Consider the following 18,500-nt stretch of genomic DNA (forward strand, 5'->3'; position numbering starts at 1 on the left):
AATGCCGGTGACAACGACGCACGGCCCCGGACCGCGGGGTCCGGGGCCGTGCGTGCGGGCGCGTCCGCGCCCCGGGTCCTAGAGACCGGCGGCGGCGCGCAGGGCGTCGACGCGGTCGGTGCGCTCCCAGGTGAAGTCCGGCAGCTCACGGCCGAAGTGGCCGTAGGCGGCGGTCTGCGCGTAGATCGGGCGCAGCAGGTCCAGGTCGCGGATGATGGCGGCCGGGCGGAGGTCGAAGACCTGGCCGATCGCCTCCTCGATCTTCTGGACGTCCACCTTGGCGGTGCCGAAGGTCTCCACGAAGAGACCGACCGGCTCGGCCTTGCCGATGGCGTACGCGACCTGCACCTCGCAGCGCGAGGCCAGCCCGGCGGCGACGACGTTCTTGGCGACCCAGCGCATGGCGTAGGCGGCCGAGCGGTCGACCTTGGACGGGTCCTTGCCGGAGAACGCGCCACCACCGTGACGGGCCATGCCGCCGTAGGTGTCGATGATGATCTTGCGGCCGGTGAGGCCGGCGTCGCCCATCGGACCGCCGATCTCGAAGCGACCGGTCGGGTTCACGAGGAGGCGGTAGCCCTCGGTGTCGAGCTTGATGCCGTCCTCGATGAGCTGGGCCAGCACGTGCTCGACGACGAACTCGCGGATGTCCGGGGCGAGCAGCGAGTCCAGGTCGATGTCGGCGGCGTGCTGCGAGGACACGACGACCGTGTCCAGGCGCACGGCCTTGTCGCCGTCGTACTCGATGGTGACCTGGGTCTTGCCGTCGGGGCGCAGGTACGGGATGGTGCCGTTCTTGCGGACCTCGGACAGCCGGCGCGAGAGCTTGTGCGCGATGTGGATCGGGAGCGGCATCAGCTCGGGCGTCTCGTCGCAGGCGTACCCGAACATCAGGCCCTGGTCGCCGGCGCCCTGCTTGTCCAGCTCGTCCTCGTCGCCCTCGACCCGCTTCTCGTACGCGGTGTCGACGCCCTGCGCGATGTCGGGGGACTGCGCGCCGATGGACACCGACACGCCACAGGAGGCGCCGTCGAAGCCCTTCTTCGAGGAGTCGTAGCCGATTTCGAGGATCTTGTCGCGGACGAGCTGCGCGATCGGGGCGTAGGCCTTCGTCGTCACCTCTCCCGCGATGTGCACGAGACCGGTGGTGATGAGGGTTTCCACGGCCACGCGCGAAGTCGGGTCCTCGGCGAGAAGCGCGTCGAGGATCGTGTCGCTGATCTGGTCAGCGATCTTGTCGGGGTGGCCCTCGGTCACGGACTCCGAGGTGAACAGGCGACGGGACACAACGCTCCCTGGGGTTGCAGCGGCTGCTGGCTGATCATTTGGCGGAACCACACCGGGGGCTGCGCCCGATCACGTTCCGAGTGTGCAGTTTATCGGTCGCCGCCGTCTGTCGGACCACCCGTCTCGCCTTGTGGGAGCCGTGTGACCTGCGGCACTCCATTCTGACCCACGAGCATGTCCGCGGGAAGCGTCCCGTTCAGGCGCGTCGCGGCGCGAGCCTGGGGGCGACGTGATCCCAAATCACCTCGGCCAGGACGTCCTTCGGACCGTACGGGACGGGCGTCTCGGTACCGTCGGAGGCGAGGACGACCGCCTCGTTCTCCTCCGAACCGAAGGTCTTGCTCTCGCCCACTTCGTTGACGACGAGAAGATCACACCCCTTGCGGAGGAGTTTCGCCCGGCCGTTCGCGAGCACGTCGTCCGTCTCGGCGGCGAATCCCACCACGACCTGCCCCTCCCGGGCCCGGTCGGCGGAGATCTCCGCGAGGACGTCGGGGTTGCGCACGAGGGCCACCGGTTCGGGCTCCTGCCCGTCCTTCTTCTTGATCTTCCCGTCCGCGTAGCGGGCGGGCCGGAAGTCGGCGACGGCCGCGGCCATCACCACCGCGTCGGCATCGGCGGCGGCCTTCAGGACCGCCTCCCGGAGCTGGAGGGCCGTGCCCACCCGTACGACGTCCACCCCGGCCGGGTCGGGCAGCGCGGCGTTGGCCGCGACCAGCGTGACGCGGGCGCCGCGGGCGACGGCGGTGCGGGCGAGCGCGTAGCCCTGCTTGCCGGAGGAACGGTTGCCGAGGAAGCGGACCGGGTCGAGCGGCTCCCTGGTGCCGCCGGCGCTGATCACCACGTGTCGGCCGGCCAGGTCGGGGCCGGCGGTCCCTGCGGAGCGGCCGGCGCCCCGCAGGACGTGGCGGCAGACCTCGTAGATCTCCTCGGGGTCGGGCAGTCGCCCCTTGCCGGTGTCCTTGCCGGTGAGCCGGCCGACGGCGGGCTCGATGACGACGGCGCCCCGCCGGCGGAGCGTGGCCACGTTCTCCTGGGTGGCGGGGTGCTCCCACATCTCGGTGTGCATCGCGGGTGCGAAGACGACCGGGCAGCGGGCGGTGAGCAGGGTGTTCGTCAGTAGGTCGTCCGCGAGCCCGTGGGCGGCCTTGGCGAGCATGTCGGCGGTGGCGGGGGCGACGACGACCAGGTCGGCCGACTGCCCGATGCGGACGTGCGGCACCTCGTGCACGGACTCCCAGACCTGCTGGGAGGCCGGGTTCCCGGAGAGCGCGGCCCAGGTGGCCTCGCCGACGAAGTTCAGGGAGGCCGCGGTGGGCACCACCCGTACGTCGTGTCCGGACTCGGTCAGCCGACGCAGCAGCTCACAGGCCTTGTACGCGGCGATTCCGCCACTGACCCCCAGCACGACCCTCGGCTTGCCCACCACACACTCCCCTTCGCGGAACGTCTACTGACACCTATGACACACCACAGGCCCGACAGATGTTCTGCCGGGCCTGTGGTGAAAGGAATTCTCGGTGCTTACTGGGCCGGGGCCTCGATGGCCTCGGACGTCAGCAGACCCGCGTTGATCTCGCGCAGCGCGATCGAAAGCGGCTTCTCGTGGACGTGGGTGTCCACCAGCGGGCCGACGTACTCAAGCAGGCCCTCGCCGAGCTGCGAGTAGTACGCGTTGATCTGACGGGCACGCTTGGCCGCGTAGATCACGAGGCTGTACTTCGAGTCGGTGGCCTCGAGCAGCTCGTCGATCGGCGGGTTGATGATGCCCTCGGGCGCAGTCATGGAAGAGGACACGCTCTACCTTCCGAAGATGGGTGAAGATTCAAACATCGATCGAAAGAACATCGATCAACGATCAGACAACTTCCATCAAGGCTAGCAGCTCGCGCGCCACGTCCTCGACGGAGGTGTTGACAAGGGTGGTGTCGAACTCCGATTCGGCAGCGAGTTCGATCCGGGCCGCGCCGAGCCGGCGCTCGATGACCTCGGCCGACTCGGTCCCGCGACCGGTGAGTCGGCGGACCAACTCCTCCCAGCTCGGCGGGGCGAGGAAGACGAGCTGCGCCTCGGGCATGGAATCGCGGACGAGTCGGGCTCCCTGGAGATCGATCTCCAGCAGGACCGGCTCGCCGTTCTCCAGGCGTTCCAGCACCGCGCCGCGCGGTGTGCCGTAGCGGTTGCCCGCGAATTCGGCCCACTCCAGCAGCTCGCCGTTGGCGATCAGCTTGTCGAACTCGTCGTCGTTGACGAAGAAGTAGTGGACTCCGTGTCGCTCACCGGGCCGCGGCTTGCGGGTGGTGGCCGACACCGAGAGCCATACCTCGGGGTGAACCTTGCGCATATGCGCGACGACCGTGCTCTTGCCGACCCCCGAGGGGCCGGAGAGCACGGTCAGCCGCGGACGAACCTCTGCTGCCATAGAGCGATTATCCAGGTTCTCGGGACTGCCTGAGAACGCCGGGAGAACTTCGGACGAAGCCTCAGGCGGGCTTGCCGCCGAACTCGCGCTCCAGAGAGGCGATCTGGTTGGAGCCGAGACCTCGAACACGTCGAGACTCGGAGATGCCGAGGCGCTCCATGATCTGCTTGGCGCGGACCTTGCCCACGCCGGGGAGGGACTCCAGAAGAGCGGAGACCTTCATCTTGCCGATGACGTCGTTCTCCTGGCCCAGCTTGATGACGTCATGGAGGGAGGCGCCGGAGTGCTTGAGTCGATTCTTCACCTCGGCCCGCTCCCGGCGAGCCGCGGCGGCCTTTTCGAGCGCTGCTGCGCGCTGTTCAGGGGTAAGGGGCGGAAGAGCCACGCCTACGTCACCTCGGATGTCGAACTGTCGGATACGGACCGGCGGGATGCCGGAAGGCATCACACCAGGCGAGCCCCCGAACAGCGGTGGTGCTCGATCGCTGCTCGTTCACTCTGGTCGGAGACTAGCGGCCAAGGCCGCTCCCGTCAGCGAGAACGGACGAAAAGTCCTGGTCAGCCTTTGTCGAACCGTACATCACGGACAAAATACCTCGGTTTTGTCCGGTGAAGGACGTTCGAATTTCGTCAAGCAGTGCGACGCGTCCGTCCCGCGACTCCCCGAACGTCCCCGTTCCGCACTCCGGGACCGCCGTTCCGGCGGGGCGATCGTGATCCGCGTCACGTTCGCCCCGCCCCTCGCCCCGCCGGGGCTCAGGCCGACGCCACCGCGGTCCGGACCTCGTCCGCGAACCGGGCCGCCGACGCGCGCAGCGCACCGGCGTCGGGGCCGTGCTTCAGCACGCCGCGCGACACGTTCGGCACGACGTTGCGCACGGCCGCTCCGAAGACGCGCGGGAGGTCGGCCGCGGTGGCGCCCTGCGCGCCGATGCCCGGGGCCAGCAGCGGCCCGTTGATGTCCAGGTCGAACGAGGACAGGTCCCCCAGGGTGGCGCCCACCACCGCGCCGAAGGAACCCATGGGGGTGGCGCCCGCGTTCTCGGCCGCCAGGTGCGCCAGCATGGTCGCCCCGATCGAGCGACCGTCCTCGCGCACCGCGCGCTGGACCTCGGCGCCCTCCGGGTTGGAGGTCAGGGCCAGTACGAACAGGCCGGCGCCCGAGGCGCGCGCGAGTTCCACCGCCGGCGCGAGCGAGCCGTAGCCCAGGTACGGGGAGACCGTCAGCGCGTCCGAGAACAGGGGCGAGGACGGTGACAGGAAGGTCTGCGCGTACGCGGCCATCGTCGAACCGATGTCCCCGCGCTTGGCGTCCATGACGACCAGCGTGCCCGCGGCCCGGGCGTCCGCGACGGTCCGCTCCAGCACCGCGATGCCGCGCGACCCGAACCGCTCGAAGAAGGCGGCCTGCGGCTTGAAGACCGCGACCTCCTGCGCCAGTGCCTCCACGACCGTGCGGGAGAACCTCTCCAGCCCCGCGATGTCGTCGTCCAGGCCCCAGGAGGCCAGCAGGGCGGCGTGCGGGTCGATGCCGACGCACAGCGGGCCCCGGGAGTCCATCGCCGCGCGCAGGCGGGTGCCGAAGGGGGTCACAGAGGTCACAGCGAGGCCTTCCGGGTCTCGGCGCCCACCGCGTCGGCGAGCGAGTCGTACGGGCTGTCCGCCAGGCGGGCGGCCAGGCCCCGGTGGATGGCGCGGGCGTAGAGCGGGCCTTCGTAGATGAAGGCGCTGTAGCCCTGGATCAGCGTCGCGCCGGCCAGGATCCGCTGCCAGGCGTCCTCGGCGTTCTCGATGCCCCCGACGCCCACGAGGACCAGACGGTCCCCCACGCGGGCGTACAGCCGCCTGAGGACCTCCAGGGAGCGTTCCTTGACCGGAGCGCCGGACAGCCCGCCGGTCTCCTTCACCAGGTCGGGGGCGGACTTCAGGCCCAGGCCCTCGCGCGCGATGGTCGTGTTGGTGGCGATGATGCCGTCGAGGCCGAGTTCCAGGGCCAGGTCGGCGACCGCGTCCACGTCCTCGTCGGCGAGGTCGGGGGCGATCTTGACCAGCAGCGGGACGCGGCGGTCGGTGACCACGCGGTCCGCGGCCTCCCGTACGGCCGTCAGCAGCGGGCGCAGGGACTCGGTGGCCTGGAGGTTGCGCAGGCCCGGGGTGTTCGGGGAGGAGACGTTGACGACGAGGTAGTCCGCGTGGCGGGCGAGCCGCTCGGTGGAGGCGACGTAGTCCGCCGCGGCCTCCGCCTCCGGGACGACCTTCGTCTTGCCGATGTTCACGCCGACCACGGTCTTGAAGACGGGGTTGCGGGCGGCCAGCCGGGCGGCGACGGCCTCCGAGCCCTCGTTGTTGAAGCCCATGCGGTTGATCAGGGCGCGGTCCGCGACCAGCCGGAAGAGCCGCTTCCCGGGGTTGCCGGGCTGGGCCTGGGCGGTGACCGTGCCGATCTCGACGTGGTCGAAGCCGAGCATCGTCATGCCGTCGATGGCGACCGCGTTCTTGTCGAAGCCCGCCGCGAGGCCGAAGGGGCCGTGCATGCGCAGGCCCAGGGCCTCGGTGCGCAGTTCCTTGTGGCGGGGCGCCAGCCAAGCGGCGACGAAGGTCCGCAGCACCGGGACGCGGGCCGCGAGGCGGATCCAGCGGAAGGCCAGGTGGTGCGCCCGCTCCGGGTCCATGCGCTTGAAGACGAGGTTGAAGAACAGTTTGTACATCGTCCGAAATATCCCTTGTGCGCTCATGAAAGGGGGGACACCGGTCGCTGTGCCGGTGCCCCCCTTTCGTACGGGCTGCTAGTCGCGGGCCGCGATCAGGTGTTCCGCGTGCTCCTGGAGCGAGCGGACGCCGACGTCGCCGCGGTTGAGCGCGTCGATGCCCTGGACGGCGGCGGCGAGCGCCTGGACCGTGGTCAGGCACGGGACGCCGCGCGCCACGGCCGCCGTACGGATCTCGTAGCCGTCGAGACGGCCACCGGTGCCGTACGGGGTGTTGACGATCAGGTCGACCTGGCCGTCGTGGATGAGCTGGACGACGGTCTTCTCGCCGTCGGGGCCCTCGCCCTCGCTGAGCTTGCGCACGACGGTGGCGTTGATGCCGTTGCGGCGCAGCACCTCCGCCGTGCCCGAGGTCGCCATCAGCTCGAAGCCGTGGGCGACGAGCTCGCGCGCCGGGAAGATCATCGAGCGCTTGTCGCGGTTGGCGACGGAGATGAACGCGCGGCCCTTGGTGGGCAGCGGCCCGTAGGCGCCGGCCTGCGACTTGGCGTACGCCGTGCCGAAGACGGAGTCGATGCCCATGACCTCGCCGGTGGAGCGCATCTCCGGGCCGAGGACGGTGTCGACGCCGCGGCCCTGGATGTCGCGGAAGCGCGACCACGGCATCACGGCCTCCTTGACGGAGATCGGCGCGTCGAACGGCAGGGTGCCGCCGTCGCCGGTCTTGGGCAGCATGCCCTCTTCGCGCAGCTCGGCGATGGTGGTGCCGAGCGAGATGCGGGCGGCGGCCTTGGCCAGCGGTACCGCGGTCGCCTTCGAGGTGAAGGGCACGGTCCGGGAGGCGCGCGGGTTGGCCTCCAGGACGTAGAGGATGTCACCCGCCATCGCGAACTGGATGTTGATCAGGCCGCGGACGCCGACGCCCTTGGCGATGGCCTCGGTGGAGGTGCGCAGGCGCTTGATGTCGTGGCCGCCGAGGGTGATCGGGGGCAGGGCGCAGGCCGAGTCGCCGGAGTGGATGCCGGCTTCCTCGATGTGCTCCATGACGCCGCCGAGGTAGAGCTCGTGGCCGTCGTACAGCGCGTCGACGTCGATCTCGATCGCGTCGTCGAGGAAGCGGTCGACCAGCACGGGGCGGGTCGGGGAGATCTCGGTGGACTCCGCGATGTACGACTCCAGGCGGGTCTCGTCGTAGACGATCTCCATGCCGCGGCCGCCGAGCACGTAGGACGGGCGGACCAGGACCGGGTAGCCGATCTCGTCGGCGATCGCCTTGGCACCCGCGAAGGTGGTGGCGGTGCCGTGCTTGGGGGCGGGCAGGCCGGCCTCGGCGAGGACCTGGCCGAAGGCGCCGCGGTCCTCGGCGGCGTGGATGGCCTCCGGCGGGGTGCCGACGACGGGGACGCCGTTGTCCTTGAGTGCCTGGGCGAGACCGAGGGGGGTCTGGCCGCCGAGCTGGACGACGACGCCGGCGATGGGGCCGGCGAGGGACTCGGCGTGGACGATCTCCAGCACGTCTTCCAGCGTCAGCGGCTCGAAGTACAGGCGGTCGGAGGTGTCGTAGTCCGTCGAGACGGTCTCGGGGTTGCAGTTGACCATCACGGTCTCGTAGCCGGCGTCGCTGAGCGCGAAGGAGGCGTGGACGCAGGAGTAGTCGAACTCGATGCCCTGGCCGATGCGGTTCGGGCCGGAGCCCAGGATGATCACCGCGGGCTTGGTGCGGGTCGCGACCTCGGACTCCTCGTCGTACGAGGAGTAGAAGTACGGGGTCTTGGCCGCGAACTCGGCGGCGCAGGTGTCGACCGTCTTGTAGACCGGGCGGACCCCGAGGGCGTGCCGGACCTCGCGGACGACGTCCTCGCGCAGGCCCCGGATCTCGGCGATCTGGTGGTCGGAGAAGCCGTGCCGCTTGGCCTCGGCGAGCAGCTCGGGCCGGAGCTTGTCGGCGGCCGCCAGGTCGTCGGCGATCTCCTTGATCAGGAACAGCTGGTCGACGAACCAGGGGTCGATCCTCGTGGACTCGAAGACCTCCTCCTGGGTGGCGCCGGCGCGGATGGCCTGCATGACGGTGTTGATGCGGCCGTCGGTCGGGCGCACCGCGGTGGCGAGCAGTTCTTCCTTGTCGCCGACCGGGCCGACGAAGGTGAACTGCGAGCCCTTCTTCTCCAGGGAGCGCAGGGCCTTCTGCAGGGCCTCGGTGAAGTTGCGGCCGATGGCCATGGCCTCGCCCACCGACTTCATGGTGGTGGTGAGGGTGGCGTCGGCGAGCGGGAACTTCTCGAAGGCGAAGCGCGGGGCCTTGACGACGACGTAGTCGAGGGACGGCTCGAAGGAGGCCGGCGTCTTCTCGGTGATGTCGTTGGGGACCTCGTCGAGGGTGTAGCCGATGGCCAGCTTGGCGGCGATCTTGGCGATCGGGAAGCCGGTGGCCTTCGACGCCAGCGCCGAGGAGCGCGAGACGCGCGGGTTCATCTCGATGACGATGACGCGGCCGTCGACCGGGTCGATCGCGAACTGGATGTTGCAGCCGCCGGTGTCGACGCCGACCTCGCGGATGATCGCGATGCCGATGTCGCGCAGCCGCTGGTACTCGCGGTCGGTCAGCGTCATCGCGGGGGCGACGGTGATCGAGTCGCCGGTGTGGACGCCCATCGGGTCGAAGTTCTCGATGGAGCAGACGACGACCACGTTGTCCTTGGTGTCGCGCATCAGCTCCAGCTCGTACTCCTTCCAGCCGAGGATGGACTCCTCCAGGAGCACCTCGGTGGTCGGGGAGAGCGTGAGGCCCTGGCCGGCGATGCGGCGCAGTTCGTCCTCGTCGTGGGCGAAGCCGGAGCCGGCGCCGCCCATGGTGAAGGAGGGCCGCACGACGACGGGGTAGCCGCCGAGGGTCTCGACGCCGGCGATGACGTCGTCCATGGTGTGGCAGATGACCGAGCGGGCGGACTCGCCGTAGCCGATCTTGGCCTTGACGGCCTCGACGACGCCCTTGAAGAGCTCGCGGTCCTCGCCCTTGTTGATGGCCTCGACGTTGGCGCCGATCAGCTCGACGCCGTACTTCTCCAGCACGCCCTGCTCGTGCATGGAGATCGCGGTGTTGAGCGCGGTCTGGCCGCCGAGGGTGGGCAGCAGCGCGTCGGGGCGCTCCTTCGCGATGATCTTCTCGACGAACTCGGGGGTGATCGGCTCGACGTACGTGGCGTCGGCGATCTCCGGGTCGGTCATGATCGTCGCGGGGTTGGAGTTGACCAGGATGACCCGCAGGCCCTCGGCCTTGAGGATGCGGCAGGCCTGGGTCCCGGAGTAGTCGAACTCGGCGGCCTGCCCGATGACGATCGGGCCGGAGCCGATGACCAGGACGGACTGGATATCGGTGCGCTTAGGCACGCTCGGCCTCCATCTGGGCGGTGCTCATCAAAGACGTGAAGCGGTCGAAGAGGTACGCGGCGTCGTGCGGGCCGGCGGCCGCCTCGGGGTGGTACTGGACGGAGAAGGCCGGCTGGTCGAGCAGCCGCAGGCCTTCGACGACCTGGTCGTTCAGGCAGACGTGGGAGACCTCGGCGCGGCCGTAGGGGGTCTCGGACACCTTGTCGAGGGGCGCGTCCACGGCGAAGCCGTGGTTGTGCGCGGTGACCTCGACCTTGCCGGTGCTGCGGTCCTGGACCGGCTGGTTGATGCCGCGGTGGCCGTACTTCAGCTTGTAGGTGCCGAAGCCGAGCGCGCGGCCCAGGATCTGGTTGCCGAAGCAGATGCCGAAGAGCGGGGTCTTGCGCTCCAGCACGGCCCGCATGACGGCGACGGGGCCGTCGGCGGTGGCCGGGTCGCCCGGTCCGTTGGAGAAGAACACGCCGTCCGGGTTGACGGCGTACACGTCCTCGACGGTGGCGGTGGCGGGAAGCACGTGGACCTCGATGCCGCGCTCGGCCATCCGGTGCGGGGTCATGCCCTTGATGCCGAGGTCCACGGCGGCGACGGTGAACTTCTTCTCGCCGATCGCGGGGACGACGTACGTCTCCTTGGTGGCGACCTCGGCGGCGAGGTTCGCGCCCTTCATCTGCGGGGCGGCCTGCACCTTGGCCAGCAGCGCCTCGTCACGGACGCCCTCCCAGGCCTCCCCGGAGAAGATGCCGACGCGCATGGCGCCGCGCTCGCGCAGGTGGCGGGTCAGGGCGCGGGTGTCGATGCCGGAGATCCCGACGACACCCTGCTTGACCAGTTCCTCGTCCAGCGAGCGCCGCGAGCGCCAGTTGGAGGGGACGCGGGCGGGGTCGCGCACGACGTAGCCGGCGACCCAGATGCGGGAGGACTCGGGGTCCTCGTCGTTCACCCCGGTGTTGCCCACGTGCGGGGCGGTCATCACGACGACCTGTCGGTGGTACGACGGGTCGGTGAGGGTCTCCTGGTAGCCGGTCATGCCGGTGGAGAACACGGCCTCGCCGAAGGTCTCCCCCACAGCGCCGTAGGCGCGGCCGCGGAAGATCCGACCGTCCTCCAGGACGAGTACGGCGGGAGCTTTGGCTGCTCCCCTGGTGGAGGTCGTCATCGTTCGGCGCCTTCCGTCGTGATGGATGAGTTCATGTGGTTGATCGCCTCGACCCAGGCGGCGTGTTCGGCCGCGCGGTCGGAGCGGAATCCGGAGTCGATCAGCTTGTCGCCATGCGCCCATGTGACGACGAGCAGACCGCCCTCGGTGAGTACCTTGCCCGCGATTCCCTTGTCGAGGCGGGCGCCGCGCAGCCGCGCGGCCGGTACGAAGAAGTCGGTGGCACCCGGTCGGACCACGTCGAGGCCCGCGTCGGTGAGCGTGAGCTCCACCCGGCTGCGGACGCCCAGACCGTGGGCGACGATCCGGTCGAGCCACTGCCCGGCGGTGGTCGACCCGTGGTACCGGCCGGTCAGGGCCAGCCGGTGCTCGGGGAGACCGCTCGGGGCGACGGGCAGTTCCGGCAGATCGCTCTGCAGGGCGCCGCGCCATTTCCAGCCCTGCCGCATCAGCCAGTACACGAACGCGATGAAGACGAGCAGACCGACGACCCACGCGATGCGCGCGCCCCAGTCCGTCACCTCCGCCGACTGTCGTTCGGCGGCCTCGGCGGCCAGTTGGATTACTGCAGGTGTCACGCCAGCGTCCCGTCCACGACCGTTGCCCGGCCCCGCAGGAATGTGTGAGTGACGCGCCCCGGCAGCTCGCGGCCCTCGTAGGGCGTGTTGCGGCTGCGGGAGGCGAAGTGCGCGGGGTCCACGACACCACGGTACGAGGTATCGACCAAGGTCAGGTTCGCGGGTTCACCTGCCGAGACGGGCCGGCCGTGGTTTTCCAGGCCTCCGATGCGCGCCGGGGCGAAGGACATCCGCTGGGCGACGCCCGCCCAGTCGAGCAGTCCGGTCTCCACCATCGTCTGCTGGACGACGGAGAGCGCGGTCTCCAGGCCGACCATGCCCATGGCGGCGGCGGCCCACTCGCAGTCCTTGTCCTCGTGCGGGTGCGGGGCGTGGTCGGTGGCGACGATGTCGATCGTGCCGTCGGCGAGCGCCTCGCGCAGGGCCAGCACGTCGCGCTCGGTGCGCAGCGGCGGGTTGACCTTGTAGACCGCGTTGTACGAGCGGACGAGCTCGTCGGTGAGGAGCAGGTGGTGCGGGGTGACCTCGGCGGTGACGTCGATGCCGCGGGACTTGGCCCAGCGGACGATCTCGACGGAGCCGGCGGTGGAGAGGTGGCAGATGTGCACGCGGGAGCCGACGTGCTCGGCGAGGAGGACGTCGCGGGCGATGATCGACTCCTCGGCGACGGCGGGCCAGCCGCCGAGGCCCAGCTCGGCCGAGACGACGCCCTCGTTCATCTGGGCGCCCTCGGTCAGGCGGGGCTCCTGCGCGTGCTGGGCGACGACGCCGCCGAAGGCCTTCACGTACTCCAGGGCGCGGCGCATGATCACGGCGTCGTCCACGCACTTGCCGTCGTCGGAGAAGACGGTGACGTGGGCGGCGGAGTCGTGCATCGCGCCGAGCTCGGCGAGCTGCTTGCCCTCCAGGCCCACGGTGACGGCGCCGATGGGCTGCACGTCGCAGTAGCCGGACTCCTTGCCGAGCCGCCAGACCTGCTCGACGACGCCGGCGGTGTCGGCGACGGGGAAGGTGTTCGCCATGGCGAAGACGGCGGTGTAGCCGCCGCTCGCGGCGGCGCGGGTGCCGGTCAGGACGGTCTCGGAGTCCTCGCGGCCGGGCTCGCGCAGGTGGGTGTGCAGGTCGACGAGGCCGGGGAGGAGGACCTGGCCCTCCGCCTCGATGACGGTCGCGCCCTCTGCGGACAGACCGGTGCCGACCTCGGCGATGGTCTCGCCGTCGATCAGGACGTCCTGCGCCTCGCCACCGAGTACCTTCGCGCCACGGATAAGGATCTTGCTCATGGTTACTTGGTCTCCTCGGTACGGGCGGCGGCGGGGGCGGTGGTGACGGCGGGCTCGGAACCACCGAGCAGCAGGTACAGGACGGCCATGCGGGTGGACACGCCATTGGCGACCTGCTCGACGGCCGTGCAGCGGTCGGAGTCCGCGACCTCGGCGGTGATCTCCATGCCGCGGTTCATCGGGCCGGGGTGCATCACGATGGCGTGCTCGGGCATCTTCGCCATGCGGTCGCCGTTGAGCCCGTACCGGCGGGAGTACTCGCGCTCGGTCGGGAAGAAGGCGGCGTTCATGCGTTCGCGCTGCACACGCAGCATCATGACCGCGTCGGACTTCGGCAGCACCTCGTCGAGGCTGTACGAGACCTCGCACGGCCAGCTCTCGACGCCGATCGGCACGAGGGTGGGCGGGGCCACCACGGTCACCTCGGCGCCCAGCGTGTGGAGCAGTTGGACGTTGGAGCGGGCCACCCGGCTGTGCAGCACGTCGCCGACGATGGTGATGCGGCGGCCGTTCAGGTCCTTGCCGAGCCCGCCGTCGCGACCGACGAGCCGGCGGCGCATGGTGAAGGCGTCCAGCAGGGCCTGCGTGGGGTGCTCGTGGGTGCCGTCGCCGGCGTTGACCACGGCGGAGTCGATCCAGCCGGACGTCGCGAGCCGGTAGGGGGCGCCGGAGGCGTGGTGGCGGATGACGACCGCGTCCGCGCCCATGGCCTCCAGGGTCAGGGCGGTGTCCTTCAGGGATTCGCCCTTGGAAACCGAGGACCCCTTGGCGGAGAAGTTGATGACGTCGGCGGACAGTCGCTTGGCGGCCGCCTCGAACGAGATCCGGGTGCGGGTCGAGTCCTCGAAGAAGAGGTTGACGACGGTCAGGCCGCGCAGGGTGGGAAGCTTCTTGATCGGCCGGTCCGCGACACGGGCCATCTCCTCGGCGGTGTCGAGGATCAGGACGGCGTCGTCGCGCGTGAGATCGGCGGCCGAGATGAGGTGGCGCTTCATCTGGGTGCTCCGTAGGTCAGGAGGGCAGGCGGGCTGACTGGCGTGCGGGCAGGGCGGACCGCGGCGCGGACCCGTGGCGGGCCCCGCACCGGTGTGGGCTACTGCTGCCCGGCTGCCGGGGCGGTCCGCTGGCCGAGCAGCACGGCGTCACGGCCGTCCTCCTCCTGGAGCTGGACCTTGACGGTCTCCCGCAGCGACGTGGGGAGGTTCTTGCCGACGTAGTCGGCGCGGATCGGCAGTTCGCGGTGGCCCCGGTCGACGAGGACGGCGAGCTGCACGGCGCGCGGGCGGCCGATGGCGCCGAGCGCGTCGAGGGCGGCGCGGATGGTGCGGCCGGAGAAGAGCACGTCGTCGACGAGGACCACGAGGCGGCCGTCGATGTCGTCGCCGGGGATCTCGGTGCGGCCGATGGCCCGGGCGGGCTTCAGCCGCAGGTCGTCCCGGTACATGGTGATGTCGAGGGAGCCGACCGGGATCTTGGTCCCGGTGATCTCTTCGAGCTTGGCGGCCAGCCGGCGGGCGAGGTACACACCGCGGGTGGGGATGCCGAGGAGCACCACGTCGTCGGCGCCCTTGGCGCGTTCGACGATCTCGTGGGCGATGCGGGTCAAGACTCGTGCGATGTCCTGCGCGTCCAGAACGGGGCGCATGTCATCGGGGCCGTGCCCGGTGTCCGTGCTGTGCTGGGTGTCCATGAAAAGGACCTCCTTCTCCGCCTCACGGGACGGACCTTAAAGGACGTCTGATCTACGCGTTCCACGGTACCAGGGGGATCGGGCGGGCCTCGCACAGGGCCCGGCCGGACTCCCTCCCGGGAGGGCGACGAAGACCATTCGGCTTGACGCATCCAAGTAACGCTGCGTAACCTCACAGTGAGTTACCAGCCGCGCGGCGGAGCCGCACGTTGTCCATGTCGTCACAGCGTCACAGCGTCCGGGAGCGTTATGTCCAGCGAATACGCCAAACAGCTCGGGGCCAAGCTCCGTGCCATCCGCACCCAGCAGGGCCTTTCCCTCCACGGTGTCGAGGAGAAGTCCCAGGGCCGGTGGAAGGCCGTGGTGGTCGGTTCGTACGAGCGCGGGGACCGCGCCGTGACCGTCCAGCGCCTCGCCGAGCTGGCGGACTTCTACGGGGTGCCGGTGCAGGAGCTGCTGCCGGGCACGACTCCCGGCGGGGCCGCCGAGCCGCCGCCGAAGCTCCGTCTGGACCTGGAGCGCCTCGCGGGCGTGCCCGCCGAGAAGGCCGGTCCGCTCCAGCGGTACGCGGCGACGATCCAGAGCCAGCGCGGCGACTACAACGGCAAGGTGCTCTCGATCCGCCAGGACGACCTGCGCACCCTCGCCGTCATCTACGACCAGTCCCCCTCGGTCCTGACCGAGCAGCTCATCAGCTGGGGCGTGCTGGACGCGGACGCGCGCCGCGCGGTGGCCCACGAGGACATCTAGTCCCGGGCCCAGGCTCAGCAGAAACGTACCGGCGGCCGCCGGGTCCCCCTCGGGGGTCCCGGCGGCCGCCGTTTCGCGTGGGCCGCGCCTTCCCGGGCCCGGCGCACGCGCGTACACACGGAAGGGCCCGCAGCGCGTTCGCTGCGGGCCCTTCCGTGTGTGCGTGGCCTGTGCGTCAGCTCTCGCCGCGGCGCAGGTTCGGCTTCAGGTCCTTGAACCGGCTCAGCAGTCCGTTCACGAACGAGGGCGACTCGTCCGTCGAGAACTCCTTGGCGAGCTGGACCGCTTCGTCGATCGCCACGGCGTCCGGGGTGTCGTCCACCCAGATCAGCTCGTAGGCGCCGAGCCGCACGATGTTCCGGTCCACGACCGGCATGCGGTCGAGGTCCCAGTCCACGGCGTAGGTGGCGATCAGATCGTCGATGCGGTCCACCTTGTCGGCGTAACCCTCGACAAGATCCATCGTGTAGGCGTTGACCGGCGACTGCCGGTCGTCCGACCGCGCGTGGCGGATCCAGTCCGCGAGGACCTCGCGCACGGGCACACCGCGCTGGTCGGCCTCGAAGAGGATCTGGAAAGCGCGCTTTCGCGCGTTGCTCCGGGCAGCCACGGTTAGCTGTTCACCCGGCCGAGGTAGTCGCTGGTACGGGTGTCGACCTTGATCTTCTCGCCGGTGCTGACGAAGAGCGGGACCGCGATCTCGTGACCGGTCTCCAGCGTCGCCGGCTTGGTGCCACCGGTGGAGCGGTCGCCCTGGACGCCCGGGTCGGTGTGCTGGATGACCAGCTCGACGGCGGCCGGGAGCTCGACGTAGAGCACCTCGCCCTCGTGGCGGGCCACGGAGGCGGTGAAGCCCTCGATCAGGAAGTTGGCGGCGTCGCCGACGACCTTGCGGTCGACCATCAGCTGGTCGTAGGTCTCCATGTCCATGAAGACGAAGTACTCGCCGTCCATGTACGAGAACTGCATGTCGCGGCGGTCGATGGTGGCCGTCTCGACCTTGGTGCCGGCGTTGAACGTCTTGTCGACGACCTTGCCGGAGAGCACGTGCTTGAGCTTGGTGCGCACGAAGGCCGGGCCCTTGCCGGGCTTGACGTGCTGGAACTCGACGACGGACCAGAGCTGGCCCCCGTCGAGCTTCAGCACCATGCCGTTCTTGAGGTCGTTCGTGGAAGCCACGGTTGCGGAATCTCCTGCACTGGAAGACCAGGGAGGCGCGCACGGTCCGGTTGGGCGGACTACAGCGCGAGCAGCTCCTTGGTCGTAATGGTGAGTAGCTCGGGACCGCCGTCCGCCTCGGGGCGCACGACGAGCGTGTCATCGATCCGGACACCTCCCCGGCCCGGGAGGTGAACCCCCGGTTCGACGGTGACCGGCACGCAAGCGTCCAGTTTACCCATTGCCGTAGGTGCAAGCTGCGGGTCCTCGTCGATTTCGAGACCGACACCGTGTCCGGTGGACGGCGCGAGGGCCTCGCCGTGGCCGGCCGACCCCAGTACGGAGCGCGCCGCGTGGTCGACGTCCCGGTAGGCGGCGCCCGGCAGGAGGGCCTCCCGGCCGGCCCGCTGGGCGGCGAAGACCAGGTCGTAGAGCTCGATCTGCCAGTCGGCCGGGGTGGTGCCGATCACGAACGTGCGGCCGATCTCGCAGCGGTACCCGCGGTAGTTGGCGCCCAGGCAGACGGAGAGGAAGTCGCCCTCCTCCACCCGGCGGTCGGACGGCCGGTGCCGGGAGCGGCCGGAGTGCGGGCCGGTGCCGACCGAGGTGGGGAAGGCGGGGCCGTCGGCTCCGTGGTCCACCAGGCGCCGTTCCAGTTCCAGCGCGAGGTGGCGTTCGGTCCGGCCGACCAGGATGGACTCCAGCAGCTCGCCGAGCGCCTGGTCGGCGATCTCGGCGGCGATCCGCAGACAGGCGATCTCCTCCTCGTCCTTGACGAGGCGCTGTTGTTCCACGGACGTGCCGAGGTCCGCGAGGCGCAGTCCGGGCGCGACCGAGCGCAGGGCGCGGTGGCGGCCGACGGTGAGGTGGTGCTCCTCGACGGCGAGCGAGTCGGCCCGTGCCGAGGCGGCCATGTCGGCGGCGGCCACGGCCGGGTCCCCGCCGGGGGCGCAGAGCACGTTCACCCGGAGTTGGTCGTCCAGCCGGCCCTCGTCGGCCTCCCCGGTGGGCGAGGTGCCGCAGAACAGCACGTCCTCGGCGGGCCCGACCAGGAGGACGGCGCCGCGCGGGGACGCCCCGGCGAGGTAGCGGACATTGGCCGGACGCGTGATCAACGCGGCGGCGTTGCCCGCGGCGGCACAGCGGTCGCGAAGCCGGCCCCTGCGGGCCGCGTAGGCGTCTGACATGTCTTCGAGCCTACGAGCGCCCCGCCCATCCGGCCCGGCGAGCGGGTCCGTACGGGCCCGCGGCCCCCGGGGTGCGGGCCCGGTTCAGGTCTGTGGGGTCCCGATGACGCGGGCCAGGGTCTCGTCGAGCGCGCGGGCGGTGCCCTCGACGTCCAGGTGCGAGTTGTCGATGATCGAGAGCCCGGATCCGTACCAGCCCGCCATCCGGCCGTGGATGCGCGCGACTTCCTCGTCGGAGAGCCGCCGGTTGCCGGAACGGGCCGCGTTCCGCTCCAGGACGATCTCCAGGCCGGGCAGCAGGACGACCGACAGCAGGGCGGGGCCGACGTGCCGTTTCCATCCGCCCAGACCGACCACGGGCCGGTCGGGGAAGACGGCGTCGTCGAGGATGCAGGAGATCCCGTTCGCCAGGAAGTTGCGGGCGGCGAAACCGCAGGTGCGGCGGGCGAGACGGTACTGGGCCTCGGAGTGCTCGTTCCAGCCCGCCTGCGGGTCGGCGAAGCCCGAGCAGACCCACTCCCGGACGTCGTCCAGGCTGATGTGCGCGGTGGGCACGGGTCGGGTGGCCGCCCAGTGGCGGGCGACGGTGGTCTTCCCCGCGCCCGCCGGGCCGATCAGCAGCACCGCGAGGGTGGCGCCGCCGGTGCCGGGGGCCACGGCCGGCGGCAGCGGGATGTGGCCCGTCGTCTCCGGGACCACCTGCTGGGGCGGGACCGGCGGGGGCTGGACCGGCGGGGGCGGCGGTACGGATCCCGGCCAACCCTGCCCGGCGGGTATGGGCGGCTGCGAGGGCGCCGCCGGGTGTTGTCCCGACCCGCCCCAGGCGCCGCCTCCCACTCCTTGCTGCATCCGCTGCCACTCCGTCTCGTTCCGGCGACTGATGCGAGAACGTTA

18 protein-coding genes are annotated in these 18,500 nt (G+C 70.6%); 1 reads left to right on the forward strand and 17 read right to left on the reverse strand.

Annotated elements, in window-relative coordinates:
• Positions 1 to 78: 78 nt before the first annotated feature.
• From metK to pyrR, 13 genes are all read right to left on the reverse strand, one after another.
• A complete protein-coding gene (gene metK, locus ACIRO3_RS17010) occupies positions 79 to 1,287 on the reverse strand; it encodes a methionine adenosyltransferase (RefSeq protein WP_267797434.1) in 1,209 nt (402 codons plus the stop codon).
• 196 nt (positions 1,288 to 1,483) lie between these two features.
• Positions 1,484 to 2,713: a bifunctional phosphopantothenoylcysteine decarboxylase/phosphopantothenate--cysteine ligase CoaBC gene (gene coaBC / locus ACIRO3_RS17015; protein ID WP_404137255.1), complete on the reverse strand. Its 1,230-nt coding sequence runs from the start codon at positions 2,711 to 2,713 to the stop codon at positions 1,484 to 1,486.
• Positions 2,714 to 2,811: 98 nt separating this feature from the next.
• A complete protein-coding gene (rpoZ, locus tag ACIRO3_RS17020) occupies positions 2,812 to 3,084 on the reverse strand; it encodes a DNA-directed RNA polymerase subunit omega (protein WP_030879741.1) in 273 nt (90 codons plus the stop codon).
• Between the two features lie 61 nt (positions 3,085 to 3,145).
• The gene (gmk, locus tag ACIRO3_RS17025; RefSeq protein ID WP_361779055.1) at positions 3,146 to 3,709 is read right to left on the reverse strand and encodes a guanylate kinase; all 564 of its coding nucleotides are present in this window, start codon (positions 3,707 to 3,709) and stop codon (positions 3,146 to 3,148) included.
• 61 nt (positions 3,710 to 3,770) lie between these two features.
• Positions 3,771 to 4,094, reverse strand: a complete 324-nt coding sequence (locus ACIRO3_RS17030) for an integration host factor (RefSeq protein WP_053676615.1) — start codon at positions 4,092 to 4,094, stop codon at positions 3,771 to 3,773.
• Between the two features lie 371 nt (positions 4,095 to 4,465).
• Positions 4,466 to 5,311, reverse strand: a complete 846-nt coding sequence (gene pyrF, locus ACIRO3_RS17035; protein ID WP_361779051.1) for an orotidine-5'-phosphate decarboxylase — start codon at positions 5,309 to 5,311, stop codon at positions 4,466 to 4,468.
• Entirely contained in the window at positions 5,308 to 6,417 is a 1,110-nt protein-coding gene (locus ACIRO3_RS17040) for a quinone-dependent dihydroorotate dehydrogenase (protein ID WP_404137260.1), read from the reverse strand. The genes pyrF and ACIRO3_RS17040 overlap by 4 nt, the downstream gene beginning before the upstream one ends.
• Before the next feature lie 78 nt (positions 6,418 to 6,495).
• On the reverse strand, positions 6,496 to 9,804 hold the full coding sequence (gene carB, locus ACIRO3_RS17045) for a carbamoyl-phosphate synthase large subunit (protein WP_361779045.1): 3,309 nt from the start codon (positions 9,802 to 9,804) through the stop codon (positions 6,496 to 6,498).
• Entirely contained in the window at positions 9,797 to 10,960 is a 1,164-nt protein-coding gene (gene carA / locus ACIRO3_RS17050) for a glutamine-hydrolyzing carbamoyl-phosphate synthase small subunit (RefSeq protein ID WP_361779042.1), read from the reverse strand. Before carA ends, carB begins: the two co-directional genes overlap by 8 nt.
• On the reverse strand, positions 10,957 to 11,538 hold the full coding sequence (locus tag ACIRO3_RS17055; RefSeq protein WP_361779039.1) for a hypothetical protein: 582 nt from the start codon (positions 11,536 to 11,538) through the stop codon (positions 10,957 to 10,959). The genes carA and ACIRO3_RS17055 overlap by 4 nt, the downstream gene beginning before the upstream one ends.
• Entirely contained in the window at positions 11,535 to 12,821 is a 1,287-nt protein-coding gene (locus tag ACIRO3_RS17060; protein WP_361779036.1) for a dihydroorotase, read from the reverse strand. Before ACIRO3_RS17060 ends, ACIRO3_RS17055 begins: the two co-directional genes overlap by 4 nt.
• 2 nt (positions 12,822 to 12,823) lie before the next feature.
• Entirely contained in the window at positions 12,824 to 13,816 is a 993-nt protein-coding gene (locus ACIRO3_RS17065) for an aspartate carbamoyltransferase catalytic subunit (RefSeq protein WP_361779033.1), read from the reverse strand.
• A 98-nt stretch (positions 13,817 to 13,914) separates the two neighbouring features.
• The gene (gene pyrR, locus ACIRO3_RS17070; RefSeq protein WP_404137266.1) at positions 13,915 to 14,511 is read right to left on the reverse strand and encodes a bifunctional pyr operon transcriptional regulator/uracil phosphoribosyltransferase PyrR; all 597 of its coding nucleotides are present in this window, start codon (positions 14,509 to 14,511) and stop codon (positions 13,915 to 13,917) included.
• Between the two features lie 249 nt (positions 14,512 to 14,760).
• Between pyrR and bldD the strand changes: the two genes are divergently transcribed.
• Positions 14,761 to 15,261 (forward strand): transcriptional regulator BldD, encoded by a 501-nt coding sequence (gene bldD / locus ACIRO3_RS17075; RefSeq protein WP_007263032.1) that lies wholly within the window; start codon positions 14,761 to 14,763, stop codon positions 15,259 to 15,261.
• A gap of 175 nt (positions 15,262 to 15,436) precedes the next feature.
• On the opposite strand, the gene nusB is transcribed toward bldD, so the two are convergent.
• The 4 genes from nusB to ACIRO3_RS17095 all read right to left on the reverse strand — a co-directional run bounded on the left by nusB (position 15,437) and on the right by ACIRO3_RS17095 (position 18,455).
• Positions 15,437 to 15,871 (reverse strand): transcription antitermination factor NusB, encoded by a 435-nt coding sequence (nusB, locus tag ACIRO3_RS17080; protein ID WP_361783265.1) that lies wholly within the window; start codon positions 15,869 to 15,871, stop codon positions 15,437 to 15,439.
• Positions 15,872 to 15,873: 2 nt separating this feature from the next.
• Positions 15,874 to 16,440 (reverse strand): elongation factor P, encoded by a 567-nt coding sequence (gene efp, locus ACIRO3_RS17085; protein WP_351761912.1) that lies wholly within the window; start codon positions 16,438 to 16,440, stop codon positions 15,874 to 15,876.
• 59 nt (positions 16,441 to 16,499) lie between these two features.
• On the reverse strand, positions 16,500 to 17,606 hold the full coding sequence (locus ACIRO3_RS17090) for an aminopeptidase P family protein (RefSeq protein WP_361783262.1): 1,107 nt from the start codon (positions 17,604 to 17,606) through the stop codon (positions 16,500 to 16,502).
• Between the two features lie 84 nt (positions 17,607 to 17,690).
• Positions 17,691 to 18,455, reverse strand: coding sequence for an AAA family ATPase (locus tag ACIRO3_RS17095; protein ID WP_404137270.1), 765 nt, complete (start codon positions 18,453 to 18,455; stop codon positions 17,691 to 17,693).
• Positions 18,456 to 18,500: the final 45 nt, after the last annotated feature.

The sequence above is a fragment of the Streptomyces sp. NPDC102278 genome (assembly GCF_044766345.1).
Classification (GTDB): Bacteria; Actinomycetota; Actinomycetes; order Streptomycetales; family Streptomycetaceae; genus Streptomyces.

What these genes read in the sequence shown, in the direction of transcription:
- gmk (WP_361779055.1), bottom strand. Translation starts at nt 3,709, where the DNA reads ATGGCAGCAGAGGTTCGTCCGCGGCTGACCGTGCTCTCCGGCCCCTCG.
- ACIRO3_RS17040 (WP_404137260.1), bottom strand. Translation starts at nt 6,417, where the DNA reads ATGTACAAACTGTTCTTCAACCTCGTCTTCAAGCGCATGGACCCGGAG.
- carA (WP_361779042.1), bottom strand. Translation starts at nt 10,960, where the DNA reads ATGACGACCTCCACCAGGGGAGCAGCCAAAGCTCCCGCCGTACTCGTC.
- ACIRO3_RS17060 (WP_361779036.1), bottom strand. Translation starts at nt 12,821, where the DNA reads ATGAGCAAGATCCTTATCCGTGGCGCGAAGGTACTCGGTGGCGAGGCG.
- ACIRO3_RS17065 (WP_361779033.1), bottom strand. Translation starts at nt 13,816, where the DNA reads ATGAAGCGCCACCTCATCTCGGCCGCCGATCTCACGCGCGACGACGCC.
- pyrR (WP_404137266.1), bottom strand. Translation starts at nt 14,511, where the DNA reads ATGGACACCCAGCACAGCACGGACACCGGGCACGGCCCCGATGACATG.
- bldD (WP_007263032.1), top strand. Translation starts at nt 14,761, where the DNA reads ATGTCCAGCGAATACGCCAAACAGCTCGGGGCCAAGCTCCGTGCCATC.
- ACIRO3_RS17090 (WP_361783262.1), bottom strand. Translation starts at nt 17,606, where the DNA reads ATGTCAGACGCCTACGCGGCCCGCAGGGGCCGGCTTCGCGACCGCTGT.
- ACIRO3_RS17095 (WP_404137270.1), bottom strand. Translation starts at nt 18,455, where the DNA reads ATGCAGCAAGGAGTGGGAGGCGGCGCCTGGGGCGGGTCGGGACAACAC.